Annotated in this window: 22 protein-coding genes and 3 pseudogenes; 18 read left to right on the top strand and 7 right to left on the bottom strand. The window is 55.6% G+C overall.

Annotated features, from left to right (window positions below; all coding sequences use genetic code 11):
- Window positions 1-2 precede the first annotated feature (2 nt).
- The 10 genes and pseudogenes from hfq (at window position 3) to JNO11_RS16780 (ending at window position 11,691) form a co-directional block, all read left to right on the top strand.
- Window positions 3-314, top strand: a complete 312-nt coding sequence (gene hfq, locus JNO11_RS16825; protein ID WP_010256116.1) for an RNA chaperone Hfq — start codon at window positions 3-5, stop codon at window positions 312-314.
- A gap of 72 nt (window positions 315-386) precedes the next feature.
- The gene (hflX, locus tag JNO11_RS16820) at window positions 387-1,667 is read left to right on the top strand and encodes a ribosome rescue GTPase HflX (RefSeq protein ID WP_010256119.1); all 1,281 of its coding nucleotides are present in this window, start codon (window positions 387-389) and stop codon (window positions 1,665-1,667) included.
- Window positions 1,668-1,894: 227 nt separating this feature from the next.
- A pseudogene (gene hflK / locus JNO11_RS16815) lies at window positions 1,895-3,134 on the top strand (FtsH protease activity modulator HflK).
- Between the two features lie 3 nt (window positions 3,135-3,137).
- The gene (gene hflC, locus JNO11_RS16810; RefSeq protein WP_010256123.1) at window positions 3,138-4,142 is read left to right on the top strand and encodes a protease modulator HflC; all 1,005 of its coding nucleotides are present in this window, start codon (window positions 3,138-3,140) and stop codon (window positions 4,140-4,142) included.
- A 57-nt stretch (window positions 4,143-4,199) separates the two neighbouring features.
- Entirely contained in the window at window positions 4,200-4,400 is a 201-nt protein-coding gene (locus tag JNO11_RS16805; protein ID WP_010256126.1) for a DUF2065 domain-containing protein, read from the top strand.
- Window positions 4,401-4,567: 167 nt separating this feature from the next.
- The gene (locus JNO11_RS16800; protein WP_157353794.1) at window positions 4,568-5,866 is read left to right on the top strand and encodes an adenylosuccinate synthase; all 1,299 of its coding nucleotides are present in this window, start codon (window positions 4,568-4,570) and stop codon (window positions 5,864-5,866) included.
- A 218-nt stretch (window positions 5,867-6,084) separates the two neighbouring features.
- Complete coding sequence (gene nsrR, locus JNO11_RS16795) at window positions 6,085-6,528, top strand: nitric oxide-sensing transcriptional repressor NsrR (RefSeq protein ID WP_010256130.1); 444 nt, start codon at window positions 6,085-6,087, stop codon at window positions 6,526-6,528.
- A 16-nt stretch (window positions 6,529-6,544) separates the two neighbouring features.
- Window positions 6,545-9,037, top strand: coding sequence for a ribonuclease R (rnr, locus tag JNO11_RS16790; protein WP_010699805.1), 2,493 nt, complete (start codon window positions 6,545-6,547; stop codon window positions 9,035-9,037).
- Window positions 9,038-9,106: 69 nt separating this feature from the next.
- A complete protein-coding gene (rlmB, locus tag JNO11_RS16785) occupies window positions 9,107-9,841 on the top strand; it encodes a 23S rRNA (guanosine(2251)-2'-O)-methyltransferase RlmB (protein ID WP_010256134.1) in 735 nt (244 codons plus the stop codon).
- Window positions 9,842-10,061: 220 nt separating this feature from the next.
- Window positions 10,062-11,691 (top strand): annotated as a pseudogene (locus tag JNO11_RS16780) (isovaleryl-CoA dehydrogenase).
- Here the strand turns inward: JNO11_RS16780 and bsmA are convergent.
- Together bsmA and JNO11_RS16770 are read right to left on the bottom strand one after the other, a co-directional pair.
- Window positions 11,665-11,991 carry a biofilm peroxide resistance protein BsmA gene (bsmA, locus tag JNO11_RS16775; protein WP_010699802.1) on the bottom strand — a complete coding sequence of 109 codons (327 nt, stop codon included), beginning with the start codon at window positions 11,989-11,991 and terminating at the stop codon, window positions 11,665-11,667. The pseudogene JNO11_RS16780 and the gene bsmA overlap by 27 nt on opposite strands.
- A 56-nt stretch (window positions 11,992-12,047) precedes the next feature.
- Window positions 12,048-13,979, bottom strand: a complete 1,932-nt coding sequence (locus JNO11_RS16770; RefSeq protein ID WP_325177518.1) for a Cache 3/Cache 2 fusion domain-containing protein — start codon at window positions 13,977-13,979, stop codon at window positions 12,048-12,050.
- A gap of 160 nt (window positions 13,980-14,139) precedes the next feature.
- Here JNO11_RS16770 and yjfP point away from each other — a divergent pair, with 160 nt between their 5' ends.
- Entirely contained in the window at window positions 14,140-14,889 is a 750-nt protein-coding gene (yjfP, locus tag JNO11_RS16765; RefSeq protein ID WP_325177517.1) for an esterase, read from the top strand.
- Window positions 14,890-14,937: 48 nt separating this feature from the next.
- Here the strand turns inward: yjfP and JNO11_RS16760 are convergent, their stop codons facing one another.
- Window positions 14,938-15,144 (bottom strand): hypothetical protein, encoded by a 207-nt coding sequence (locus JNO11_RS16760; RefSeq protein ID WP_010256150.1) that lies wholly within the window; start codon window positions 15,142-15,144, stop codon window positions 14,938-14,940.
- Between the two features lie 405 nt (window positions 15,145-15,549).
- On the opposite strand from JNO11_RS16760, the gene rpsF reads away from it, so the two are divergent.
- Genes rpsF through rplI form a run of 4 tightly spaced genes read left to right on the top strand, consistent with a single transcriptional unit; the run spans window position 15,550 to window position 16,990 of the window.
- Complete coding sequence (gene rpsF, locus JNO11_RS16755; RefSeq protein WP_003855334.1) at window positions 15,550-15,945, top strand: 30S ribosomal protein S6; 396 nt, start codon at window positions 15,550-15,552, stop codon at window positions 15,943-15,945.
- A 6-nt stretch (window positions 15,946-15,951) separates the two neighbouring features.
- Window positions 15,952-16,269, top strand: coding sequence for a primosomal replication protein N (priB, locus tag JNO11_RS16750; RefSeq protein ID WP_010256154.1), 318 nt, complete (start codon window positions 15,952-15,954; stop codon window positions 16,267-16,269).
- A 4-nt stretch (window positions 16,270-16,273) separates the two neighbouring features.
- Complete coding sequence (rpsR, locus tag JNO11_RS16745; protein ID WP_002210155.1) at window positions 16,274-16,501, top strand: 30S ribosomal protein S18; 228 nt, start codon at window positions 16,274-16,276, stop codon at window positions 16,499-16,501.
- Between the two features lie 39 nt (window positions 16,502-16,540).
- Window positions 16,541-16,990, top strand: coding sequence for a 50S ribosomal protein L9 (gene rplI / locus JNO11_RS16740; protein ID WP_010256429.1), 450 nt, complete (start codon window positions 16,541-16,543; stop codon window positions 16,988-16,990).
- An 82-nt stretch (window positions 16,991-17,072) separates the two neighbouring features.
- On the opposite strand, the gene JNO11_RS16735 is transcribed toward rplI, so the two are convergent.
- Window positions 17,073-17,750: a LysM-like peptidoglycan-binding domain-containing protein gene (locus tag JNO11_RS16735; RefSeq protein ID WP_163640161.1), complete on the bottom strand. Its 678-nt coding sequence runs from the start codon at window positions 17,748-17,750 to the stop codon at window positions 17,073-17,075.
- A gap of 224 nt (window positions 17,751-17,974) precedes the next feature.
- On the opposite strand from JNO11_RS16735, the gene fklB reads away from it, so the two are divergent.
- Complete coding sequence (gene fklB / locus JNO11_RS16730; protein ID WP_010256433.1) at window positions 17,975-18,595, top strand: FKBP-type peptidyl-prolyl cis-trans isomerase; 621 nt, start codon at window positions 17,975-17,977, stop codon at window positions 18,593-18,595.
- Between the two features lie 46 nt (window positions 18,596-18,641).
- On the opposite strand, the pseudogene JNO11_RS16725 reads toward fklB, so the two are convergent.
- Window positions 18,642-20,585, bottom strand: a pseudogene (locus JNO11_RS16725) (bifunctional 2',3'-cyclic-nucleotide 2'-phosphodiesterase/3'-nucleotidase).
- 293 nt (window positions 20,586-20,878) lie between these two features.
- Here JNO11_RS16725 and cysQ point away from each other — a divergent pair.
- Window positions 20,879-21,622, top strand: a complete 744-nt coding sequence (gene cysQ / locus JNO11_RS16720; protein ID WP_010256437.1) for a 3'(2'),5'-bisphosphate nucleotidase CysQ — start codon at window positions 20,879-20,881, stop codon at window positions 21,620-21,622.
- A 74-nt stretch (window positions 21,623-21,696) separates the two neighbouring features.
- Here cysQ and JNO11_RS16715 read toward each other — a convergent pair whose 3' ends face one another.
- On the bottom strand, window positions 21,697-22,254 hold the full coding sequence (locus tag JNO11_RS16715; RefSeq protein WP_182500830.1) for a YtfJ family protein: 558 nt from the start codon (window positions 22,252-22,254) through the stop codon (window positions 21,697-21,699).
- A 314-nt stretch (window positions 22,255-22,568) separates the two neighbouring features.
- Here JNO11_RS16715 and JNO11_RS16710 point away from each other — a divergent pair, with 314 nt between their 5' ends.
- Complete coding sequence (locus JNO11_RS16710) at window positions 22,569-22,775, top strand: DUF1107 domain-containing protein (protein WP_003855513.1); 207 nt, start codon at window positions 22,569-22,571, stop codon at window positions 22,773-22,775.
- Window positions 22,776-22,953: 178 nt separating this feature from the next.
- Here the strand turns inward: JNO11_RS16710 and JNO11_RS16705 are convergent, their stop codons facing one another.
- Window positions 22,954-24,276 (bottom strand): hemolysin family protein, encoded by a 1,323-nt coding sequence (locus tag JNO11_RS16705; protein WP_010256442.1) that lies wholly within the window; start codon window positions 24,274-24,276, stop codon window positions 22,954-22,956.
- Between the last annotated feature and the right edge of the window lie 281 nt (window positions 24,277-24,557).

Raw genomic sequence — 24,557 nt, 5'->3', positions numbered from 1 at the left:
GAATGGCTAAGGGGCAATCATTACAAGACCCGTTTTTGAACGCACTGCGTCGTGAACGTGTTCCGGTTTCGATTTATCTGGTTAACGGTATTAAGTTGCAGGGTCAGATTGAGTCATTTGATCAGTTCGTCATTTTGTTGAAAAACACGGTGAGTCAGATGGTGTATAAGCACGCCATTTCTACCGTTGTTCCTTCACGCCCGGTTTCTCACCATAGCAATAATACCGGTGGCGGCAGCAACAATTACCATCATGGCGGCAGCAACACAACTGCGCAGCCACAGCCACAACAAGACGGTGATAACGCAGAATAACGCGTCACCGTACAGCCAGGAACGGAGAACAGCGGTTTTCCGTCCTGGTCTTTTATTTAGCGAGGTTATAGCTTGTTTGACCGTTATGAAGCCGGTGAGCAGGCCGTACTGGTACACATCTGGTTCTCCCAAGACAAAGAAGTAGAAGATTTGCAGGAGTTTGAAACCCTGGTCTCTTCTGCTGGCGTTGAGGCGCTGCAAGTGGTTACTGGCAGCCGCAAAGCGCCACACCCCAAGTATTTTGTCGGTGAAGGAAAGGCCGTTGAAATTGCCGATGCGGTAAAAACAACAGGAGCATCGGTCGTATTATTCGATCATGCCCTTACGCCCGCTCAGGAAAGAAACCTCGAGCGCCTGTGCGAATGCCGGGTCATTGATCGCACCGGTTTAATTCTGGATATCTTTGCCCAACGCGCACGTACCCACGAAGGTAAATTGCAGGTTGAGCTGGCACAGCTGCGCCATCTTGCGACACGTCTGGTGCGCGGCTGGACCCACCTTGAACGCCAGAAAGGCGGGATTGGTTTACGTGGCCCGGGTGAAACGCAGTTAGAAACGGACCGCCGGCTGTTGCGCGGCCGTATCAGTCAGATTTTGTCTCGTCTTGAGCGAGTTGAAAAACAGCGTGAGCAGGGACGTCAGTCACGAGCCAAAGCGGATGTGCCAACGGTTTCGCTGGTGGGTTACACCAATGCCGGCAAGTCGACCCTCTTTAACGCCATGACCTCCGCCAACGTCTTTGCCGCAGACCAGCTGTTTGCGACGCTCGACCCCACACTGCGCCGTCTGAATGTTGCTGATGTCGGGGACGTGGTACTGGCGGACACGGTAGGCTTTATTCGCCATCTTCCTCACGATCTGGTTGCCGCTTTTAAAGCCACGCTGCAGGAGACTCGTCAGGCGACGCTGTTAATGCACGTGATTGATGGGGCTGACCTTCGCGTCACGGAAAATATCGCCGCCGTCGATGCCGTACTGGAAGAGATTGAAGCGGACGAAATCCCGACGTTACTGGTGATGAATAAAATCGATATGCTCGACGGATTCGAACCGCGTATCGATCGTAACGAAGAGAACCTGCCAATCCGCGTCTGGCTTTCCGCCCAGACAGGCGCAGGCATTCCGTTGCTATGGCAGGCGCTGTCTGAGCGTCTGGCGGGTGAAATAGCCCAGCACGCATTACGTCTGCCACCGGAAGCGGGGCGACTTCGCAGCCGTTTCTATCAGCTGCAGGCGATTGAGAAAGAGTGGAATGAAGAAGACGGCAGTGTAGGATTGCAGATACGTATGCCCATTATTGAGTGGATGCGTTTATGTAAGCAGGAACCGTCGCTGACCAGTTACATTGTTTGATATTGCCCAAACGCATTTACCTTAAAAATTGAAGATTGTCGCACTTTCTTTGCAGACCCGAATACGCTGGCGTTACCCGAGTATTTCGGATTTCAGCAAGGCGGCAACTGAGTGAATCTCCGGGAGCTTACGCAGGTAAGTGACCGGAGTGAGCGAAGGCAGCCAACACCGCTGCAATCCGAAAGCTGAAGGGTAAAAATCGTAATTACAATAAATGGAGTAGAAACATGGCGTGGAATCAGCCCGGAAATAACGGACAGGACCGCGACCCGTGGGGAAGCAGCAATAATCAAGGCGGCAACTCTGGGGGGGAATAAGGGAGGACGGGAATCCGGGCCTCCTGATCTGGATGATATCTTCCGTAAGCTGAGCAAGAAGCTTGGTGGACTGGGCGGTGGCAAACAGAACGACAACGGTCAGCGCGGCTCCGGCAGCGGTGGCAAAATTGTTGGTATCGTGGCTGTTGCTGCTGTAGTCATCTGGGCTGCAAGCGGTTTCTACACCATCAAAGAAGCGGAACGTGGCGTGGTGACGCGCTTCGGTAAATTCAGTCATCTGGTCGAACCCGGCCTGAACTGGAAGCCGACATTCGTTGATCAGGTGCGTGCGGTTAACGTTGAATCGGTGCGCGAACTGGCTGCTTCTGGCGTCATGCTGACTTCGGATGAGAACGTAGTACGCGTGGAGATGAACGTGCAGTACCGCGTGACCGATCCGGAACGTTATCTTTATGCTGTGACCAGCGCGGACGACAGCCTGCGTCAGGCTACCGACAGCGCGCTGCGCGGCGTGATTGGTCGCTCTACCATGGACCGCATCCTGACCGAAGGTCGTACCGTGGTGCGTAGCGATACCCAGCGTGAAATCGACGAGACGATTCGCCCTTATAACATGGGGATCGCGGTGCTGGACGTCAACTTCCAGGCTGCACGTCCGCCGGAAGAGGTGAAGTCTGCATTTGATGACGCGATTGCCGCACGCGAAAACCGCGAGCAGTACGTTCGCGAAGCCGAAGCTTACGCCAACGAAGTTCAGCCTCGTGCTAACGGCCAGGCGCAACGTATTCTGGAAGAGGCACGCGCTTACAAAGAGCGTACCGTTCTGGAAGCGCAGGGTGAGGTGGCGCGTTTCGCCAAGATCCTGCCTGAGTATAAAGCTGCACCCGAAATCACCAAAGAGCGTCTCTATATCGAGACCATGGAACGTGTGCTGAGCCATACCCGCAAAGTACTGGTTAACGATCGGAGTAATAACCTGATGGTGCTGCCGCTGGATCAACTGATGCGTGGCGGTCAGACTTCATCGGGCCAGAATGGTCAGAAAGGCGCGAACGGTTCTTCGCAGCCTGCGCGCTCCGATAGCAGTGCCAGCCGCAATGACACGTCGTCATACAGTCCGGACAACATCATGGATCAGCGTCGGGCAAATGCTCAGCGCAGCGACAGCCAGCGCGAAGGGAGAGAGTAATCGATGCGTAAGCCAATAGTATTTTTAATCATTGTCGTGCTGGTGGCGCTCTATGCGTCCCTGTTTGTGGTGCAGGAAGGGCAGCGAGGCATTGTTCTGCGCTTCGGTAAAGTCCTGCGCGACGGCGAAAACAAACCGCAGGTGTTCGAGCCGGGTCTGCATTTCAAGATTCCATTCCTGGAAACGGTTAAAACGCTGGATGCGCGTATCCAGACCATGGATAACCAGGCCGATCGCTTCGTCACCAAAGAGAAGAAAGATCTGATCGTGGACTCCTACATCAAGTGGCGTATCAGCGACTTCAGTCGCTACTACCTGGCCACCGGTGGCGGTGATGTCTCTCAGGCGGAAGTGCTGCTGAAACGTAAGTTCAGTGACCGCTTGCGTTCTGAGATGGGTCGTCTGGATGTGAAAGATATCGTAACGGACTCCCGTGGTCGTCTGACTACCGATGTGCGTGACGCGCTGAATACCGGCTCTGCAGGCAACGATGATGAAATCGCAACCCCTGCGGCTGATGACGCGATTGCCAGTGCAGCGGCCCGTGTCGAGCGTGAAACCAACAGCAGCGAGCCAGCACCAAACCCGAACAGTATGGCGGCGTTAGGTATTCAGGTGGTGGATGTTCGCATCAAGCAGATCAACCTGCCGACTGAAGTGTCTGATGCGATCTTTAACCGTATGCGTGCTGAGCGTGAAGCGGTAGCGCGGAGCCAGCGTTCACAGGGTCAGGAAGAGGCGGAAAAACTGCGCGCCCAGGCCGATTACCAGGTCACCCGTACTCTGGCTGAAGCCCAGCGTGAAGCGCTGATTACACGCGGTGACGGTGATGCGGAAACGGCGCGGTTGTTTGCCGATTCGTTCAGCAAAGATCCTGACTTCTACGCCTTTATTCGTAGCCTGCGTGCCTATGAAAACAGCTTCAATAGCGATCAGGATGTGATGGTGTTAAGCCCGGATAGCGACTTCTTCCGATATATGAAGGCGCCCTCTAACGCGACACGCTAAGAACTGATATAACCTGTGGGCCGACAATGTTGTCGGCCCTTTTTTTTGGGTATCAGAATGAAAACAAGCATCTGGATGGCGCTGGCGCTGGTGTTAGTGCTGGAAGGGTTGGGACCGATGTTTATGCCGCGCGCCTGGCGACGCATGATCCTGACGATGACGCGGTTGCCCGATCGTCTGCTGCACCGCTTTGGTGGAGGACTGGTCGTTGCTGGCATGGTGATTTACTGCATGCTCAGCCTGCACGGCAACCTCTGAGGCTGACGTTCAGACCGGCTAAATTGTGCCTTTCAACGCTATTATCCCCAACATGTTGTAGTGATCAAAACTCAGGCAAAAAAGCGCGCAATCGTATGCTAAAAGTGCTGAAAACCACGGGATCAGATGGTAGAATCCTTTTTTTAAGCAATCGGTGATTTTGAGAAATGGGTAAGAACGTCGTCGTACTGGGCACCCAATGGGGTGACGAAGGTAAAGGTAAGATTGTAGACCTTCTGACTGAGCGCGCGAATTACGTTGTGCGTTATCAAGGCGGCCACAATGCGGGCCACACGCTTGTCATCAACGGTGAAAAAACCGTCCTCCACCTGATCCCTTCTGGCATTCTGCGCGATAACGTCACCAGCATCATTGGTAACGGCGTAGTGCTCTCTCCTGAAGCCTTAATGAAAGAGATGAAAGGCCTGGAAGCGCGCGGGATTCCGGTACGCGAACGTCTGCTGATTTCTGAAGCCTGTCCGCTGATCCTGCAATATCATGTTGCGATGGATATGGCGCGTGAACGTGCTCGTGGCGCCAAAGCGATTGGTACCACGGGGCGTGGCATCGGACCGGCTTACGAAGATAAAGTCGCTCGCCGTGCCCTGCGCGTCAGCGACCTGTTTAACAAAGAAACCTTTGCTGCCAAGCTGAAAGAAGTGGTCGATTTCTACAACTTCCAGCTGGTGGAGTACTACAAAGAGCCGGCAGTTGACTTCGATAAAGTGCTGAGTGATGTGATGGAAGTCGCTGACATCATCACTGGCATGGTCATTGACGTCTCTGAACTGCTGGACGTCGCGCGTAAGCGTGGCGATCTGATTATGTTCGAAGGTGCACAGGGTACGCTGCTGGATATCGATCACGGTACCTATCCGTACGTGACCTCATCCAACACCACCGCAGGTGGCGTAGCGACCGGTTCAGGCATTGGCCCGCGTTATGTCGACTACGTGCTGGGTATTGTGAAAGCTTACTCAACCCGCGTTGGTGCAGGCCCGTTCCCGACCGAGCTGTTCGATGAAACCGGCGAATTCCTCTGTGCGCAGGGTAATGAGTTTGGTGCGACCACCGGTCGTCGTCGTCGTACCGGCTGGCTGGATGCGGTAGCGGTTCGCCGCGCGGTCCAGATCAACTCCCTGTCAGGTTTCTGCATGACCAAGCTGGACGTGCTGGATGGCCTGAAAGAGGTGAAGATCTGTGTGGCTTACCGTATGCCTGATGGCCGCGAAGTGACCACCACGCCACTGGCGGCAGAGAACTGGGAAGGCATTGAGCCGATCTACGAAACCCTGCCAGGCTGGAGTGAGACAACGTTTGGCGTCAAGACGCTGGAAGGTTTGCCTCAGGCTGCGCGTGACTACATCAAGCGTGTGGAAGAGGTAACGGGTGTGCCGATTGATATCATCTCAACCGGCCCTGATCGTAGTGAAACAATGATTCTGCGCGACCCGTTCGACGCGTAATCATTCAGGCCGGACGCTGTCCGGCCCTTGTTTTTCCATTCTTTGATGCCACTTAACCTCCCTTCGCTTGTCAAACCTTCTGCTGGCTTAAAAAAGCGCACGGCCAGACAGACTCTGGTTTATCATCGTAGCTAATCGAATGGCGATCCGATTTAATCCTGGCATCAATCACAGGGCGAATAAGGTCATGCCGCGCCTGAAGGTTCACTGAGGTTACTGTGCAGCTCACGAGTTTTACTGATTATGGCTTACGGGCACTGATTTATCTGGCATCGTTGCCGGAAGGTCAGCAGACCAATATTACGGAAGTGACGAACACTTATGGTTTGTCCCGTAATCATATGGTCAAAATTATCAATCAGCTGAGCCGGGCGGGCTATGTCGCCGCAACGCGTGGTAAAAACGGGGGCATTCGTCTGGGTATGCCAGCTCGTCAGATTGTCATTGGCGATGTGGTACGTAAGATGGAACCACTACAATTAGTGGATTGTGCGTCCTGTTCCATCACGCCAGCCTGTCGTCTGAAGCAGGCGTTACATGATGCGGTGCAGCGATTTTTGCAGGAGCTGGATAGCTATACGTTGGCAGATCTGGTCGAAGGAAATACACCACTTTATGAGATCATCTTGTCCAGATCGCCGGTGGAAATAAATATTAAATGACATCGGAGGAACCGCTATGTCAAAAGATCCTTTTCAGGATAGAGAAGCTGAAAAATACGAAAACCCTATTCCGAGCCGTGAATTTATTCTGGCTCTGTTAGAAAAACGTGAAAAACCGGCCAGCCGCGAAGAGCTGGCTGAAGAGATGAATCTGCAGGAAGAAGAACACCTTGAGGCGCTGCGTCGCCGCCTTCGCGCCATGGAGCGTGATGGTCAACTGGTGTTCACCCGCCGTCAGTGTTATGCCCTGCCAGAACGTCTTGATCTCCTGCGCGGTAAAGTCATTGGCCACCGCGATGGCTACGGCTTCCTGCGGGCAGAAGGTCAGAAAGATGACCTCTACCTTTCCGCAGAACAGATGAAATTCTGTATGCACGGTGACGTGATCCTGGCGCAGCCGCTGGGTGCCGATCGCAAAGGCCGCCGCGAAGCGCGCGTGGTCCGGGTGCAGGAACCCCGCAACAATCAGATCGTTGGCCGTTACTTTACCGATGCCGGTGCTGGCTTCGTAGTGCCGGACGACAGTCGCCTGAGTTTTGACATCCTCATCCCGCCTGAAGAGACGATGAATGCCCGCATGGGTTCCGTGGTGGTGGTTGAGCTGGTCCAGCGTCCGAACCGTCGCAGCAAAGCGATCGGTAAAATCGCCGAGATTCTGGGCGATGATATGGGTACCAGCCTGGCCGTGGATATGGCGCTGCGTACGCATGAAATCCCGCACACCTGGCCGCCGGAAGTGGAAGCTCAGGTCAGCAAACTGAAAGAAGAAGTCCCGGAAGAGGCCAAAAAAGGCCGCGTCGATCTGCGTAAGCTGCCGCTGGTCACCATCGATGGTGAAGATGCCCGTGACTTTGATGATGCTGTTTACTGTGAGAAGAAGCGCGGTGGCGGATGGCGTCTGTGGGTAGCTATCGCGGATGTCAGCTATTACGTCCGTCCTGGCACCCCTCTGGATGACGAAGCGCATCAGCGCGGAACCTCGGTCTACTTCCCGTCGCAGGTTGTGCCGATGCTGCCGGAAGTGCTGTCGAATGGCTTATGTTCGCTTAACCCGCAGGTTGATCGCCTCTGTATGGTGTGCGAGATGACCATCTCGACCAAAGGTAAACTGACCGGCTTCAAGCACTACGAAGCGGTGATGAACTCCCATGCGCGTCTGACCTACAACAAAGTCTGGAACATCCTGCAGGGCGACAAAGAGCTGCGTCAGCAGTATGCGCCGCTGGTTAAAGACCTTGAAGAGCTGAACAACCTCTATCATGCGCTGGAAGCCGCTCGTGAAGAGCGCGGCGGTATCTCGTTTGAAACGGAAGAGGCGAAGTTTATCTTCAACGCCGAGCGCCGTATTGAGCGTGTTGAGCGCGTGTCACGTAATGACGCCCATAAGCTGATCGAAGAGTGCATGATCCTGGCGAACATCGCCTCGGCACGCTTCGTTGAGAAAAATCAGGAACCGGCGCTGTTCCGCGATCACGATCGCCCGACCGACGAAAGCATCAAGAGCTTCCGTACCGTGCTCAACGAGCTGGGACTGAGCCTGCCTGGTGGCAATAAACCGCAGCCAATCGACTATGCGGCGCTGCTGAAGCAGGTTGCCGATCGTCCTGATGCGGAAATGCTGCAAACCATGCTGCTGCGTTCGATGAAGCAGGCCGTTTACGACCCGGAAAACCGCGGTCACTTTGGTCTGGCACTCTCGTCGTATGCGCACTTTACCTCGCCAATCCGTCGTTATCCGGATCTGACGCTGCATCGCGCCATCAAATATCTGCTGGCAAAAGAGCAGGATGAAGGTAAAGGCCTGGTACAGCGCGCCATTAAATACCTGATGCCGAGAGATCGCAGCGTAGCCAAAGATATGACGACAGCGACCGGCGGCTATCACTACGAGATGCCGCAGATGCTGCAACTGGGCCTGCACTGTTCTCTGACCGAACGCCGCGCCGATGAAGCGACCCGTGACGTCGCGGACTGGCTCAAGTGTGACTTCATGCAGGATCAGGTTGGCAACGTCTTCAACGGCGTCATTTCCAGCGTGACCGGATTTGGCTTCTTTGTACGCTTAAGCGATCTGTTCATTGATGGTCTGGTCCACGTTTCGACGCTCGACAACGATTACTACCGTTTTGACCCGGTAGGTCAGCGTCTGATCGGTGAATCGGGCGGTCGCACCTATCGTCTGGGTGATACGGTTGAAGTGCGTGTTGAAGCCGTCCATATGGATGAGCGTAAAATCGACTTTGCCCTGATCTCCAGCCAGCGTCAGGTACGTGGTGAAGGCAAAACCGCACGTGATCGGGCGAAGCGTGACGACAAAGCGCCAGCGAAACGCCGTCGTGATGCGAGCAAGAAGTCCAACTTCGAGCCGGACGCCGCTTTCCGGGGCGACAAGGGCAAGCCCGCCGCTGCAAATACCGAGAATAAAAGTAAAAACGTCTCGGAAAAAACCCGTAAAATCGCCGCCGCCACCCGGGCGAAGCGCGCCAGAAAAAAGGCGCAGCCTGACTGATGCGCGCACCCGCCCTTTCTCACTGAGAAAGGGCGGTCATTCATTCATTTCCAAACACTGAGCAGATCGATGAGCGAAATTATTTTTGGTATCCATGCCGTGCAGGCGCTGCTGGAACGTGATCCACAACGTTTCCAGGAAGTCTTTATCCTCAAAGGCCGCGACGATCGTCGCCTGCAACCCGTGGTCGCCGCGCTGGAAGCTCAGGGGGTCGTGATTCAGCTGGCCGAGCGCAAGTGGCTCGACAGCCAGGTTGAAGGCGGTGTGCATCAGGGTATTGTGGCGCGGGTAAAACCGGGTCGTCAGTATCAGGAAGGCGACCTGCCGGATCTGCTGCAGAGCCTGGAGAAACCCTTCCTGCTGGTGCTGGACGGGGTCACCGATCCGCACAACCTGGGTGCCTGCCTGCGCAGTGCCGATGCGGCCGGTGTTCACGCGATTATCGTGCCGAAAGATCGCTCTGCGCCCCTGAATGCAACGGCCAAAAAAGTGGCCAGCGGCGCGGCAGAGAATGTGCCGTTGATCCGCGTCACCAACCTGGCACGTACCCTGCGTCTGCTGCAGGAGTACAACATCTGGGTTGTCGGTACCGCAGGTGAAGCTGACCATACCGTCTTCCAGAGCAAAATGACCGGTCCGATGGCGCTGGTGATGGGCGCGGAAGGGGAAGGCATGCGTCGTCTGACCCGTGAGCATTGCGATGAGCTGATCAGCATTCCGATGGCCGGCAGCGTCTCTTCGCTGAATGTCTCGGTGGCTACGGGTGTCTGCCTGTTTGAAGCAGTGCGTCAGCGCAACGCCTGATCCCCGATGTGATCCTCGCCACAAATTAGTTTCTGTACCAGGCATAACTGCGCGTCATTCGTATATACCCAAAGGATTTCGGGTTGCATTGAGGCGGCAAGAGAACGAATCCCGATGAGCTTACATGAGTAAGTGATTCGGGTGAGTGAACGCAGCCAACAAAAATGCAGCTTGAAAGACGACGGGTATACTTACTGAGTGACATCCGCGAGGAGTGGTTATGACCTGGACAACACACACCGTTTTTAATCAGCCCCATCCTCTGAGCAACAGCAACCTGTTCCTGTCTGATACGCCGCTCGGCGAGGCACTGTCACGCGAAGGCGCCGGATGGGATCGGGAGTGGCTGGCTTCGGTAGGCCGACAGCTGGGCAGCGCCGAGTCGCTGGAACTGGGCCGGCTCGCCAACGCGGAGCCACCTGAACTGCTGCGCTACGACGCCCGCGGCGTACGGATGGATGAAGTCCGTTTTCACCCCGCCTGGCACCTGCTGATGCAGGGTGTCTGCGCCAGCCGCCTGCATAATCTCAGCTGGCATCCCACAGTACGTGAACAGGCCAGCGTGGCGCGCGCTGCGCGCTTTATTCTGCATGCGCAGGTTGAAGCGGGCACGCTTTGCCCGGTGACCATGACGCACGCGGCCATTCCACTGCTGCAGACTTATCTGCCCGCCGCGTTCGAAGGCTGGCTCGATCCGCTGCTCAGCGATCGTTACGACACCCATGCGCAGCCCGGCGACCAGAAACGGGGTCTGCTGATTGGTATGGGCATGACGGAAAAACAGGGCGGCAGCGATCTGCTCACCAGCACCACCCGGGCCGAGCCGCTGGGCGCGCGCGGCCCAGGTGAAGCCTACCGGCTGACCGGCCACAAATGGTTCTTCTCGGTGCCGCAGAGCGATGCGCATCTGGTGCTGGCGCAGACGCCCGCCGGATTAAGCTGTTTCTTCCTGCCGCGCCTGTTGCCTGACGGGTCACGCAACGCCATCCAGCTTGAGCAGCTTAAAGATAAGCTGGGTAATCGCTCAAATGCCAGTTGTGAGGTGGAGTTTCGCGATGCGACCGGCTGGCTGCTGGGAGAAGAGGGCGAAGGCGTGCGGCTGATCCTTAAAATGGGCGGTATGACGCGCTTCGACTGCGCACTCGGCAGTCATGGTCAGATGCGGCGTGCATTCTCGGTGGCACTCTGGCATGCACATCAGCGCCAGGTGATGGGGAAAAACCTGGTGGATCAGCCGCTGATGCGTCAGGTTCTGGCACAGCAGGCGCTGCAGCTGGAGGGACAAACCGCGCTGCTGATGCGGCTGGCGCGCGCCTGGTCACAACCGGCAAAACCGCATGAGGTCACGTTTGCCCGCTTATTCACTCCGGCTGCAAAATATCAGATCTGCAAAGCGGGAGCCCCGTTCGTCGCGGAGTCGATGGAAGTGCTGGGTGGCATCGGCTACTGCGAAGCGAGCGAGCTGCCGCGCCTCTATCGTGACATACCGGTCAACAGCATCTGGGAAGGGTCGGGCAACGTGATGTGTCTTGACGTACTGCGCGTGCTCACCCGTCAGGCAGAGGTTTCGGAGATGCTGAGTCAGGAATTTGAAGCGGTGAAAGGGAGTAATCGTCATTTCGATGCGCGCTGGCGTCAGTTACGGCTGCGAATGAGCAAAGTCCCCGAAGAGCAGGCGCGCGAGGTGACCCGCACGCTGCTGCAGCTTGCGACCGGCGCTCAGCTACTGAAATATGGCGAACCGCCGCTGGCGGATGCATGGTGCCAGCAGTGGCTCGATCGGCGTGGCTCCCGCCCCCCTTGAGGCAGCAATCACAGACCGTTTACTGGCCCGTGCCCGTGGCAGGTGATGCGCCGTAAAGAATCGCGCTGGCGTACCAGAGACCGGGCATTACCGTTTCACTCAGCGCCACGATCTGATAGTAAGCCGCACCGGCCTGGTTAGCCCGGGTGGCCACGGCCCGCCCGGCATCATCCGGTGAGCCGCGCACATTAACGGTAATATTGCCCAGTTTCGGCAAACCACCACTCTGCGCCCGTGAAATCTCCTGCGCCTGTTGCGTCGGCGCGGGCGGTGCTTTTGGCGTGGTCTCAAGCGCGGAACAGCCTGCCAGCAGCAGGCTTATCATCAGTAAATAAGCGAAACGCATAGCAAAACCCTCTTTCAGGACGAAGCATTAAGTGTATGTCATCGCCCTGAATGGCGTCAGGATTTAAGGCTGAATACGCTGACCAGCTGGGTCAGGTGATGCCCTTTATCACTCAGGTTCTGCGCGCTGTTTTCCGCCTGTGTCACCAGTTCGCTGTTCTGGTGAGTCGCCTGGCTGATCTGGTTCATCGCCAGATTAACCTGGCCGATTCCTGCCGCCTGCTGCTGCGCCGCCACGTTGATCTCGCCCATCAGCGCCTGCACCTGCTCGATGTGGGTCACAATGTCGCTCATCGCATCGCGCGTCTGCTCAGATAATTGATGGCCTTCCGCCACGTTGCTGATGGAGGTCGCAATCAGTCCATCAATCTCTTTAGCGGCCTGCGAAGAACGCTGTGCCAGCGCACGCACTTCTGCGGCCACCACGGCAAAGCCACGGCCCTGTTCCCCGGCACGTGCCGCTTCAACGGCGGCATTCAGCGCCAGGATATTGGTCTGGAAGGCGATCGACTCAATCACGTGGGTGATATCCGCAATGCTTTGTGATGAAACCTTAATCGCCGACATGGTGTTGACCGAGCGCACCACCGTCTGGCTGCCGTGACTGACGATATCGCTGGCTTCGGCCACCAGTGACATCGCCTGACGCAGGCTGTCTGCGGTGTGTTCAACCGTCGCGCCAAACTGCTCCATGCTGGCAGAGGTCTGCTCCACGCTGCTGGCCTGACGCCCGATCTGCTCGCTGATGTTATGACTGCTGGCCGCGATGGTGTCCGTGCCGTCGCTGATCTCCTGCGCCGCGCCGCGCACCTGGCTGACGATTTTCTCCAGACCATCGCCAATGCCGTTGATCGCAACGATCAACTGGCCCACTTCATCGCGACGCTGGGTATCCATATGGACCTGCAGATTCCCGGCGGCATACTGCTCCGCCAGATGGATCACCTGCTGCAGCGGACGGGTAATCGCCCGACGGCTGTACCAGACAAACCCCAGCGCAAAGACCACCACCAGAATCAGTCCGGTTATCAGGAACAGGTTGCGGCTATGCGTAATCGGGGCGAGCAGGCTTTCACGGTTAACTTCGCCGGCGATCACCCAGTTCCAGCCCGGCAGCTGCTGCCAGGCCAGAATCTGGTGCTCGCCGTTGATCTCTGCCTGCATCATGCCCAGCGGCTGAGTCAGCAGCGGCTGGAGTGTCGCGTCATCCCAGGCGGGTCGTTTTCCTTCGTTGTGCTGATCGAACAGATACTCTCCCTGCGTCTTACCGGGGGTGCCGTTGAGCACAAAGAAATGACCACTATCACCCAGCTTGCGTGCCAGGATTTTTTCACGCATCAGCGCATACTGCTTATCAATGCCAACGCCGACAAACAGGATGGCGACAACCTTGCCACTCTCATCTTTTACCGGCTGATATTGTGTGATGTAGCGATGGCCGAACAGCGTCGCCAGCCCCTGATAGACGTCGCCCTGACGGACGCTTTTCCAGGCGGCGCCGTTGCGGTCAAGCTGCGTACCGATCGCGCGACTGCCATCCTGCTTTTTCAGCGAGGTGGAAATACGGATAAAATCATCGCCGTCGCGCACAAAAATGGTCGCCACGGCGGCGGTGCGTTCGGTGAAATCGTCTACCGCGGTCTGGTCGAGGTTCAGCGTTTTTAACCCGGCGCGCAGCACCGGCGTCGAAAAGGCACCGACCTGCACCCGTGAGCCTTCATCCAGGCTAAAACGCTTAGGCAGGAAACTGGTAAACAGACTGGTGTAGTGAGCCACCTCTTCGGTGAGAGTGGCGTTGAACATGGTGGCCATTTCACTGATGCCCTGCACCTGGTTTTGCATGTCATCGATGGCGAGATTTTCCAGCTGCCGCGAAGCGGTGTGGCTCTGGGTTAGCGTCAGAACCAGCAACAATAACGCTACGCTGAGAGACGTCAGTACAGACAGCTTAACTCCAAGACTCAGGCCGCTGAGAGAGAGACGCTTCATAAATTACCTTTGATCAAGTTAGGGGGGACACAACATCAACGGCAAAGCGCGGGAAAGGTTTAGGCCGAAATCTGGCGACTAAACGCAGCAGGGGATTTCGTAAATTAACCCGCAGACGTACACTCAATCGGCACGCCTTGCCCCCTTCTCAGGAGAGACCATGATTGAACTCACCACAGAAACGCTGGCCGGTATCGAATGCCTGCACGCCACGCCTGCCGGACAACGGCATCAGCCACTTCCTACCGTGCTGTTTTATCACGGCTTTACCTCTTCAAAAGAGGTCTACGCCTACTTCGCTGTCGCGCTGGCTCAGGCGGGGTTCCGGGCGGTGATGCCGGATGCGGATCTGCACGGCGCGCGCTATCACGGCGATGCCGATGCACGCCTTGGTCGCTTCTGGGAGATTCTGAAACAGAACATTGATGAGCTGCCGCAGCTGGAATCGGCGCTGCGCGCTGACGATCTGATCGCCAGCGAGCGTTTTGCGTTGGCGGGCGCGTCGATGGGCGGCATGACGGCGCTGGGCGCGATGGCACGTTATCCGCAGATTCAGAGCGTCGCCTGCCTGATGGGATCGGGCTATTTTATGCAGCTCAGTCAGTCGCTGTTTCCGCCGCTGGTGGCCGACACGCCTGAGCAGCAAGCGCAGTTTGCTGCCCGCATGGCACCGCTGGCCGACTACGATCCCTGCAACCGGCTGGAGGCCCTGGCAAACCGTCCGCTGCTGTTGTGGCATGGTGAGGCGGATGAGGTGGTGCCCTGGGCGGAGAGCGTCCGGCTGGAGAGGGCGCTGCGTGACAACGGGCTGGCGAAGCATCTGACTTCGCTGTCTGAAAAACAGATTGGACATAAGATCACGCCATCAGCATTGACGGCGCTGGTCAGCTTTTTTAAACAGCAGCTATAAAAATGAGCGGGCGGAGAGTGGATCTGCCGCCCGTAAATTTACCAGCACTTACCAGTGCGCAGACGATTTTTCTGCTGCTCTGGCAGGCGCGTTGACCGGGTTCTTTTGTGGCGCATCCAGCCGATTAACATAGATATAACCCGATGCCGCTTCGCTGCTGTGACTTCTTATCTGCTGCGCACAGTCAGCATTGCTGGCAAGAGCGGGTGGAGACAGGAAGAGACCCAGTAAAGTGGCGATGACGAACGTTTTCATGCCCGACTCCTCACTTCAGGGAACACACTCTGTTAGACGCCGATAAGCCAAACCGTAACGTCTGCATTAAGTTTAGCGACTGTGCACATTATCGCCAGATCGTCCGCCTGAAGCTCTTTATCAGCTTTTTTGAACCTTTCCCGCTTAACGCGCTGTATTCACATGATTAGCACGAAAAGCTACCGTATATGGCACGCCGGATGGCATTTGTTGAAATGTGCGCTTGAGTTTAGCCGTCGCCGCCAGTATGATTACGCGTCAATTTTTCAGCCGCATTCTCAGGCTGTGTCCCACAAACGCTCGTCACAACGAACCTTTGTGGGACACAGCCTATAACGTTCCTTGCTTCCATGGGCCGCGGTTGACCCCGACAGGAGGCTGAATAATCCGTAAGGAGCAATTTCGATGCGTCATTACGAAATCGTATTTATGGTTCATCCTGACCAGAGCGAACAGGTTCCTGGCATGATCGAGCGTTACACTGGTGCTATCACTGGTGCAGAAGGCACGATTCACCGTCTGGAAGACTGGGGCCGCCGTCAGCTGGCTTACCCGATCAATAAACTGCACAAAGCGCATTACGTTCTGATGAACGTTGAAGCGCCGCAGGAAGCGATCGATGAGCTGGAAACGAACTTCCGCTTCAACGACGCCGTTATCCGTAGCATGGTTATGCGCGTTAAAAACGCGGTAACTGAAGCATCGCCGATGGTTAAAGCGAAAGATGAGCGTCGTGATCGTCGCGAAGATTTTGCTAACGAATCCGCTGATGAGTCAGATGCTGGGGATTCTGAAGAGTAATCCATCGTGACGGTTAATCGACTTCGCCTGTCTGGCACTGTGTGCAAGACACCGGTTCGAAGAGTTAGCCCGTCAGGAATTCCTCACTGTCAGTTCGTGCTTGAGCACCGCTCAGTGCAGGAGGAGGCCGGGTTTCACCGGCAAGCCTGGTGTCGTATGCCGGTTATTATCAGCGGCAGCGCCCATCAGGTGATTACTCAACATATAACGGTCGGCACGCAACTCACACTCGACGGTTTCATTAGTTGCCATCAGGCACGAAATGGCCAGAGCAAAGTGGTGTTCCATGCCGAGCAGATTGAATTGATAGATTCTGGAGACTAGCCTAATGGCACGTTATTTCCGTCGTCGCAAGTTCTGCCGTTTCACCGCGGAAGGCGTTGTTGAGATCGATTACAAAGACATCGCAACGTTGAAAAACTACATTACCGAAAGCGGTAAAATTGTCCCGAGCCGTATCACCGGTACTCGTGCAAAATACCAGCGTCAGTTGGCTCGCTGCATCAAGCGTGCGCGTTACCTGTCTCTGCTGCCGTACACTGATCGTCATCAGTAATCGGCAACTGTCCATTAACGACTTTAAGAGGATAAGGTAATGCAAGTTATTCTGCTTGATAAAGTAGCAAACCTTGGCACCCTGGGTGATCAGGTTAACGTTAAAGCGGGCTACGCTCGTAACTTCCTGGTACCGCAGGGCAAAGCTGTTCCTGCTACCAAGAAAAACGTTGAGTTCTTCGAAGCACGCCGTGCTGAACTGGAAGCCAAACTGGCTGACGTTCAGTCTGCAGCAACTGCACGCGCTGAGAAAATCAATGAACTGGGCACTGTAACCATCACGTCTAAAGCGGGCGATGAAGGTAAACTGTTCGGTTCAATCGGTGCCCGCGACATCGCTGATGCAGTGACTGCAGCTGGCGTTGAAGTGGCTAAGAGCGAAGTTCGTCTGCCGAACGGCGTTCTGCGCACTACCGGTGAGCATGAAGTAAGCTTCCAGGTTCACAGCGAAGTATTCGCGAAACTGAACGTGAAAGTAGTTGCTGGTTAATCTTTATTAACTGAGCACGACACAAACGCCGGCCCTGTGCCGGCGTTTTTGTTTTTGTGCCTTTCAATCGCCGCTGTTCGCGTTACTGCGCGCGAATAAAGCTGCCGTCTGGCTGACGTGTAAACAGCACCGGACCGTTTGCGCCCTCCACCGTCAGACCTGTTACCGCCCCCTGCGCATCCTGACGGATTTTCACCTGCTGACCACTTTTCAGTGAGCTGAGTGGCTGATCGCTGCCTTCCACCCGCGCCATCGCAAACACATCATTGACCGGCAGACTATTATCACGAAACAGCTGCGCCAGCGTCTGACCGGAAGCGATGGTCAGATTGCGCCACTCACCCTGAGAATCGGCTTTTGGCGTCTGCTGAGACGGTGGGGATGACGGCTGGCGGCTACTGTTGTTCTCATAAATATCCGCCTGCATCGGCACCTCTTTCTCCGTCTGGGGTGCGACCGGCTGCTCGACCGGATAGCGCAGCGTGCTGGCGGGCCAGAGAAACGCCACCAGCATCACCAGCAGTGCGGCCACAATGCCACGGCGGTGCGGCGCAGGCAGCGGGTCCATCCAGCGAATGTGGTCGGTAAAATGCCAGATACGCTGAAGCCATGTCGGCAGGCGGGATGACGTGTCTGAAGCCATTCGGGGTTCCTCCTCTCCGGCAGGCTGCTTTAGCCTGCGTGCGGCCAGCCAGGTCTGCAGCCGGGATACAAGATATTTTGCACGCATCCTGCGGCGTCGTGGGGCTATCTGGCCCATGTTTGCTCTCTTATTCGTGTGCTACAGAGGGGGTGATCCCCCCCCCCCGATAGTTATAGTATGGGCAATACCGGCGCGAAGTGCCTGCCAGCATTGATAAAATTGACGGCTCTATTGTTTCTCTTTCCCCGGCAAAAGTCATCTGCGATGCAGGGCATTTTACGCCAGCGGCCTGCGCTGCTATGCTGCCGGTTCGAATTTATCCGAGAGTGAAAGGAACGAAGATGACTACCCCTTCTTTCGACAGCGTCGAAGCACAAGCAAGTTACGGTATTGGTTTACAGGTTGGCCAGCAGTTGCTGGAATCTGGTCTGCAGGGTCTGCAACCAGAAGCACTGCTCGCGGGTCTGCGCGACGCGCTGGAAGGGAACTCGCCGGCCGTACCGGTTGATGTGGTTCATCGCGCACTGCGTGAAGTGCATGAACGCGCTGAAGGCGTGCGTCGTGAGCGCACCGAAGCCATGGCCGCAGAAGGTCAGGCGTTCCTGCAGGAACATGCGCAGCGTGAAGGCGTGAGCAGCACCGAATCAGGTCTGCAGTTCAGCGTGATTACGCAGGGCGAGGGTCCAATCCCATCACGTCAGGATCGCGTACGCGTTCACTACACCGGTAAACTGATCGACGGCAGCGTATTCGACAGCTCTGTTGCCCGTGGCGAACCGGCGGAATTCCCGGTAAGCGGCGTAATTCCAGGCTGGATTGAAGCGCTGACCCTGATGCCGGTTGGCTCAAAATGGGAACTGGTGATCCCACAGAATCTCGCGTATGGCGAGCGCGGTGCGGGTGCCTCTATCCCACCATTCAGCACCCTGATCTTCGAAGTCGAACTGCTGGAAATTCTGTAATTCCGGACGCTGCAACCCCCCCCCGGTTGCAGCGTTTTCTTCCGCCTTATTTCTGCTGTAAATTCACCTGCCACAGAGCAAAGCCGATCGCATCTGTCCCTTTGGGCTGAAGCGGATATTGCGCATGCTGCTTAATAAATCCGGTCGCTTTATCACCCGGTGCCGTTTCAAACTGAATGTCGAGCGGGGTGGATGAGGTAATCGGTGCCAGCCGCCAGTTATTGTCCGCCTTCGGCTGAACTTCACCGTGCGCTTTGGTTTCCGCGCTGATGTAGGCGGCAACCACGGAACGGTTCTCATCCGGCGAGGCAAAGGCAATGTATTTATCTCCGGTGCCGGCAAACTTGCCGCCGTAAGCGCGATAGTTATTGGTCGCCACCAGGAAGGTCGCCTGTGGATCGACGGGTTTACCCTGTCAGCTAAGCTGACGGATACGTGAGGCCTCAGGATGGATCAACTGACACTCTGCGTCGTAGCGTGCGGGCTGGGTCACATCAATCTGATAATTAACCCCGTCAATCACATCAAAGTTATAGGTGCGGAAATCCCAGTTGATCAGCAACTGCGTTTTCGTGCTGTGGGGATCGATCTGATTAAACTGGCCCGCTGAGCACTCCAGCCACTCTTTTACCTGCGCACCGGTGACTTTCATGACCACCAGGGTATTGGGATAAAGATAGAGATCGGCCGCGTTACGGAAGGTCAGCGCGCCTTTCTCCACTTCGACATAGCTGGCCGGATCGTTTTTACGTCCGCCCGCTTTAAACGGCGCAGCAGCAGAGAGCACCGGCAGGCGGCCCAGATCCGGATCGCCCTGAATGAAATGCTCCACGTAGGCGCGCTGGGCATTATTGACGATCTGTACCGTCGGATCGTCCTGTACCAGCGACAGGTAGCTGTACATCACATCGGCGGACTTGCCGATGGGCTTCGCCACAAACTCTCGCGTGGCGCGGTGATCGTCAGCCAGTACCTTCACCAGCGCCGGATCCTCTGCCGCCAGCGATTTCTTCGCTGCGGTATCGTAAATTGGCCGCGCCTGTGCTTTGCCGCTGCTCACCTGCCAGCGTCCGCCCTCATTGTTCAGCACCAGGTCAACCACGCCAAGGTGATCGCCCCACATGCCTGGCATCACCGCCGGAATACCGTTCAGGGTGCCGTTGGCGATATCTGCACCCTTGATGTCAGCAAACTCCTTGCCGGGGAAGACCGCATGCGCATGACCAAACAGGATGGCGTTAATGCCTTCCACCTGGCTGAGATAGTAAACCGAGTTCTCCGCCATCGTGTGATACGGCTCGCTGCTCAGGCCGGAGTGGGGAATAGCGATAATCAGATCGGCGCCCTGCGCGCGCATCTCAGGCACGTAGCGGCGAGCCGTTTCGGTGATGTCATCGACGCGTACCTTGCCCTGCAGGTTGGCTTTATCCCACACCATGATCTGCGGCGGCACAAAGCCGATATAACCTATCTTCAGGGTCTGCGTTTTGCCCTCGCGATCAACCACCGTGGTGGATTTGATGAGGTATGGGGTAAACAGCGGTTTGCCGCTCTTCACATCAATCACGTTGGCGTTCACATAGGGAAAGCGTGCGCCCGCCAGCGCTTTTTTCAGGTAGGGCAGGCCATAATTGAATTCATGATTGCCGAGGTTACCGACGCTGTAATCCAGCGTGTTGAGCGCCTTGTAGACCGGATGGATCTCGCCCTCACGTAATCCTTTGGCCGCCATGTAGTCACCCAGCGGGCTGCCCTGAATGATGTCGCCGTTATCGACCAGCAGGCTGTTTTTCACCTCCTGGCGTGCGGCGTGGATCAGCGTGGCGGTTCGCACCAGACCAAACTTCTCGGTTGGCGTTTCTTTGTAATAGTCGAAATCCATCATATTGCTGTGCAGATCGGTGGTTTCCAGTATCCGCAAATCCACCGTCGCCGCCTGGGTGGCGACGGAAACGCTCAGTGCCAGTAACATCATTCCGGGCTTAAACATGCTTGCTCCTGCTGCAAAATAAATAAGGATCTCAAAATAATGTAAAAGCATGACAGATAGTCATTTTAAATCGTGATGGGTATAACGTTTTGACGCATCGGTCAGCGACGGATTCTTAAACGATGGAGGCGTAGCGGCACAGGCGTGGCGATAAATGGGTAACTATGATATTGATATATCTATAAATTGAATCGCCGGAGTGCCTGTAAATGGGTACTTCAGGCGGAACTGCTAAAATGTCACTATCTGACGATGAGCTGATCCGGCAGCAGACAGACACAATGAGGTGAAAAATGTTAGAGCAAATCTGCCAACTGGCACGCGAAGCAGGCGACGCGATTATGCAGGTCTATAACGGTGCCGCGCCGCTTGACGTTTCTCACAAATCGGATGATTCGCCGGTGACCGCCGCGGATATCGCTGCACACGAGGTGATCCTCGCTGGCCTCAAAAAGTTGACGCCTGATCTCCCCGTGCTGTCAGAAGAAGATCCGCCAGCCTGGGAGGTGCGTCAGCACTGGCAGCGCTACTGGCTGGTCGATCCGCTGGATGGCACCAAAGAGTTCATCAAGCGTAACGGCGAATTCACCGTTAACATTGCGCTAATCGAAGCGGGCAAGCCGGTAATGGGCGTGGTCTATGCGCCAGTGCTGGGCGTGATGTACTCCGCTGCAGACGGCAAAGCGTGGAAAGAGGAGGGCGGTCAGCGTGAACAGATTCATGTCCGTGATGCGCGTCCTCCGCTGGTGGTGGTGAGCCGTTCACATGGCGACGACGATGAGATGAAAGAGTACCTGAAGCAGTTAGGTGAACATCAGACCGTCGCGACCGGATCTTCACTGAAATTCTGCCTGGTGGCAGAAGGAAAAGCGCAGCTCTATCCCCGTTTCGGACCCACCAACATCTGGGATACCGGCGCGGGCCATGCCGTGGCGATGGCGGCGGGCGCGCATGTGCACGACTGGCAGGGTAAAACTCTGGACTACGCGCCGCGCGAATCCTTCCTTAATCCTGGCTTCCGCGTTTCACTGTTTTAACGCTGTCTGAGCGCTCAGCCTGCTGAAGGCTGAAACCCCGGCGGGCGATGCTCTTCCCACCGGGGCTTCAGCGATTAATCCTTCAGCAGGGAGGTGACCAGCGTAATCACTTTTGTCACTTCATCCTGCGTCAGCGATCCATCCTTCACAAATTTCACCTTACCCTGCTTATCCAGCACCACAATGGCGGAACCGCCCGGCTGTAACTGCCAGGCATGCTGCACATTGCCCTTGCTGTCGACAACAAACTGCGACCACGGATATTGCTGCTTGTTAGTCTCGACGCTGCTGCGCACAAACATGCCCGTACCGGGAATGGCATCATCTGTATTCACGATGGTGGTGGTCTGATAGCGATCATGCGGCAGCTTCCCGGCCTTAATCGCCTCGATCAATGCGGCATTCATCTCTTTAGCGGATGAGCGCCCCGCGATGTGCTGAACCACGCGAACTTTTCCGCTGAGCTGCGCGCTATTCCAGTTTTTATAGCTAAACTTATCCTGCTGCAATAACAGCTCGCCTTTGTCGTTCACGCCAACGGCCGGTACCCGCATATCCTGCCTGAGGTCATGAGCCATCACGCTTGCCGGTATCAGTAAAGACAACGCTACAGCTGCCAGAATTATTCGCATTGCTATTTCCTTGAGTGATCAGACCAGTTAGTCATTTTACTGCAATAGTAAGCAGGGATGATGCGCCTGTCCTGGAAAGGTGTCAGGTTTGTTATGGCCGCCACAATTCCTTAACCAACGAAGGTTTATACTGTGTTGTGTGAGCCTGATAACAGAGTGTTCTGTAATGATGTGTCAATTCAGTAAAAAAAATCACTTTTAGGAACATTAGTAGGTTTGAGTGTTCTATAGTTATCGCGAATTCGCGCTTCATGGGCTGGAACCAAATTTGGAAACGGCGAAGCGTGCTTAAAAATGTACAGGAGTTAGTCAGTATGAAGATCTTCCAGCGCTATAATCCGCTACAAATAGCGAAATATGTAAAAACGCTGTTCAAAGGAAGGTTGTATATCAAGGACGTCGGCGCGTTCGAGTTCGACAAAGGGAAGGTATTAATCCCGCGCGTCAAAGACAAACAGCACCTGAGCGTGATGTCAGAAATTAACCGCCAGGTCGTTCGTCTCAAACTTGAGTTCAACTAATCATAAGGGCGCCGATGGCGCCCTTAATGTCTGGCCAGTCAGGCCATTTTATTTGTCACTCTGAACCTGAGCAGTGCCAACAATTCTCACAGACTACGTCACATTCCGGTTGTTCCGCGCTGTCCGTGTCCAGACTGCCTGCAGCAATTACACCTGCTGGGCCAGACTGCTGGTCATTCTACTCTTCTTCGCTTTTCGTCATGCTCAGCACCGGTGGTCGTTCATCGATGCGGGTGACCAGCAGCTGATCGATGCGATAGCTATCAATATCCACCACCTCGAACTTGTAGCCAGCAAACTTCACAAAATCGGTACGCTTCGGAATCTTACGCAACATATACATCATAAAGCCGCCGATGGTTTCGTAGTTGCCTGACTGCGGGAAATCATCAATGTCCAGCACGCGCATCACGTCATCAATCGGCGTACCGCCTTCAACCAGCCATGAATTCTCATCACGCGCCACAATCTGCTCTTCCATACCCTGACCAACCAGATCGCCCATCAGCGTGGTCATTACATCATTCAGGGTAATAATGCCCACAACCAGCGCATATTCGTTCATGATCACCGCGAAATCTTCTCCGGCGGTTTTAAAACTTTCCAGCGCTTCAGAGAGGGTCAGCGTGTCCGGCACGATCAGCGCCGAGCGAATCTGCAGGCCGCTGTTCAGCGCCATGCTCTGATTACCCAGCACGCGCAGCAGCAGCTCTTTGGAGTCGACATAGCCAACGATATGGTCGATATCGCCGCTGCAGACCAGAAACTTCGAGTGAGGATGCTGGGCGATTTTGGTTTTGAGGCTGGTTTCATCTTCATGCAGATCAAACCAGACAATATTCTCACGTGAGGTCATGGAGGAGGGAACGGTACGTGACTCCAGCTCAAACACGTTTTCAATCAGCTCATGCTCCTGCTTACGCAGCACGCCAGCCAGCGCACCGGCTTCCACCACCGCGTAGATGTCGTCGGAGGTGATGTCATCTTTACGCACCATCGGCAGCTTGAAAATACGGAAGAAGACGTTAGCCAGGCCATTAAACAGAAACACCAACGGACGCATTATCAGCAGGCAGAAACGCATCGGGTTGATGATGCGCAGCGCGATGGTTTCCGGTGCGACCATGCCGACCCGCTTTGGGGTTAAGTCAGCAAACAGGATAAACAGGCTGGTGACGATGGTGAAGGAGCAGATAAAGCTGAGCTGCTCCGCCAGTTCCGGCGAGACAAAGCGGTTAAACAGGCCGCTGAAAACCGGCGAAAACGCCGCATCGCCGACAATACCCCCCAGGATGGCGACGGCGTTGAGGCCAATCTGCACCACGGTGAAGAACATGCCCGGCGTTTCCTGCATTTTCAGCACGCGCTGCGCATTTACGTTGCCTTCATCGGCCAGCAGTTTCAGTTTGATCTTACGGGCGGCCGCCAGCGAGATCTCCGACAGGGAGAAAAAGGCACTGATTACGATCAGTAACAGAATGACAAGTAAGCTATCTAACATATGAGATCCAAAGGGTTATCCACTTGTCATTTTTGGCCTGGGCAGCGTGGGTAAGCGCAAACAGAGTTGGTTTATCCGTGAAACAAAGCTATCCGTGCCAAAAATGTCTGCGCCAGTTCGACAACAAAAGACATGTCGGGGCAGAAATGAAAACAGGCGGAATGCCTGTGGTGGCCGATTATAGCAGGAGCGCTCATTGTGCCGCCAGAGGGCAAACTACTGCTTAAGGGCGCATTAGCAGCCGGAGCGGCCGGTTACAGACTCGGATTTATCTGAGTGAG

This window comes from Pantoea sp. 1B4 (assembly GCF_016925765.1).
In the GTDB taxonomy this organism is placed as follows: Bacteria; Pseudomonadota; Gammaproteobacteria; order Enterobacterales; family Enterobacteriaceae; genus Pantoea; species Pantoea agglomerans.
The sequence above is the reverse complement of the archived record's forward strand: the minus strand, read 5'-3'. Positions and strand labels throughout refer to the sequence as shown.

Bases quoted from the DNA above. Each gene is read 5' to 3' on its own strand.
- rpsR (WP_002210155.1), top strand. From the start codon at position 16,274: ATGGCACGTTATTTCCGTCGTCGCAAGTTCTGCCGTTTCACCGCGGAA.
- JNO11_RS16800 (WP_157353794.1), top strand. From the start codon at position 4,568: ATGGGTAAGAACGTCGTCGTACTGGGCACCCAATGGGGTGACGAAGGT.
- rplI (WP_010256429.1), top strand. From the start codon at position 16,541: ATGCAAGTTATTCTGCTTGATAAAGTAGCAAACCTTGGCACCCTGGGT.
- JNO11_RS16760 (WP_010256150.1), bottom strand. From the start codon at position 15,144: ATGAAAACGTTCGTCATCGCCACTTTACTGGGTCTCTTCCTGTCTCCA.
- JNO11_RS16710 (WP_003855513.1), top strand. From the start codon at position 22,569: ATGAAGATCTTCCAGCGCTATAATCCGCTACAAATAGCGAAATATGTA.
- rlmB (WP_010256134.1), top strand. From the start codon at position 9,107: ATGAGCGAAATTATTTTTGGTATCCATGCCGTGCAGGCGCTGCTGGAA.
- JNO11_RS16705 (WP_010256442.1), bottom strand. From the start codon at position 24,276: ATGTTAGATAGCTTACTTGTCATTCTGTTACTGATCGTAATCAGTGCC.
- JNO11_RS16715 (WP_182500830.1), bottom strand. From the start codon at position 22,254: ATGCGAATAATTCTGGCAGCTGTAGCGTTGTCTTTACTGATACCGGCA.
- JNO11_RS16735 (WP_163640161.1), bottom strand. From the start codon at position 17,750: ATGGGCCAGATAGCCCCACGACGCCGCAGGATGCGTGCAAAATATCTT.
- hflC (WP_010256123.1), top strand. From the start codon at position 3,138: ATGCGTAAGCCAATAGTATTTTTAATCATTGTCGTGCTGGTGGCGCTC.
- fklB (WP_010256433.1), top strand. From the start codon at position 17,975: ATGACTACCCCTTCTTTCGACAGCGTCGAAGCACAAGCAAGTTACGGT.
- hfq (WP_010256116.1), top strand. From the start codon at position 3: ATGGCTAAGGGGCAATCATTACAAGACCCGTTTTTGAACGCACTGCGT.
- JNO11_RS16805 (WP_010256126.1), top strand. From the start codon at position 4,200: ATGAAAACAAGCATCTGGATGGCGCTGGCGCTGGTGTTAGTGCTGGAA.
- JNO11_RS16770 (WP_325177518.1), bottom strand. From the start codon at position 13,979: ATGAAGCGTCTCTCTCTCAGCGGCCTGAGTCTTGGAGTTAAGCTGTCT.
- rnr (WP_010699805.1), top strand. From the start codon at position 6,545: ATGTCAAAAGATCCTTTTCAGGATAGAGAAGCTGAAAAATACGAAAAC.
- cysQ (WP_010256437.1), top strand. From the start codon at position 20,879: ATGTTAGAGCAAATCTGCCAACTGGCACGCGAAGCAGGCGACGCGATT.
- yjfP (WP_325177517.1), top strand. From the start codon at position 14,140: ATGATTGAACTCACCACAGAAACGCTGGCCGGTATCGAATGCCTGCAC.
- bsmA (WP_010699802.1), bottom strand. From the start codon at position 11,991: ATGCGTTTCGCTTATTTACTGATGATAAGCCTGCTGCTGGCAGGCTGT.
- rpsF (WP_003855334.1), top strand. From the start codon at position 15,550: ATGCGTCATTACGAAATCGTATTTATGGTTCATCCTGACCAGAGCGAA.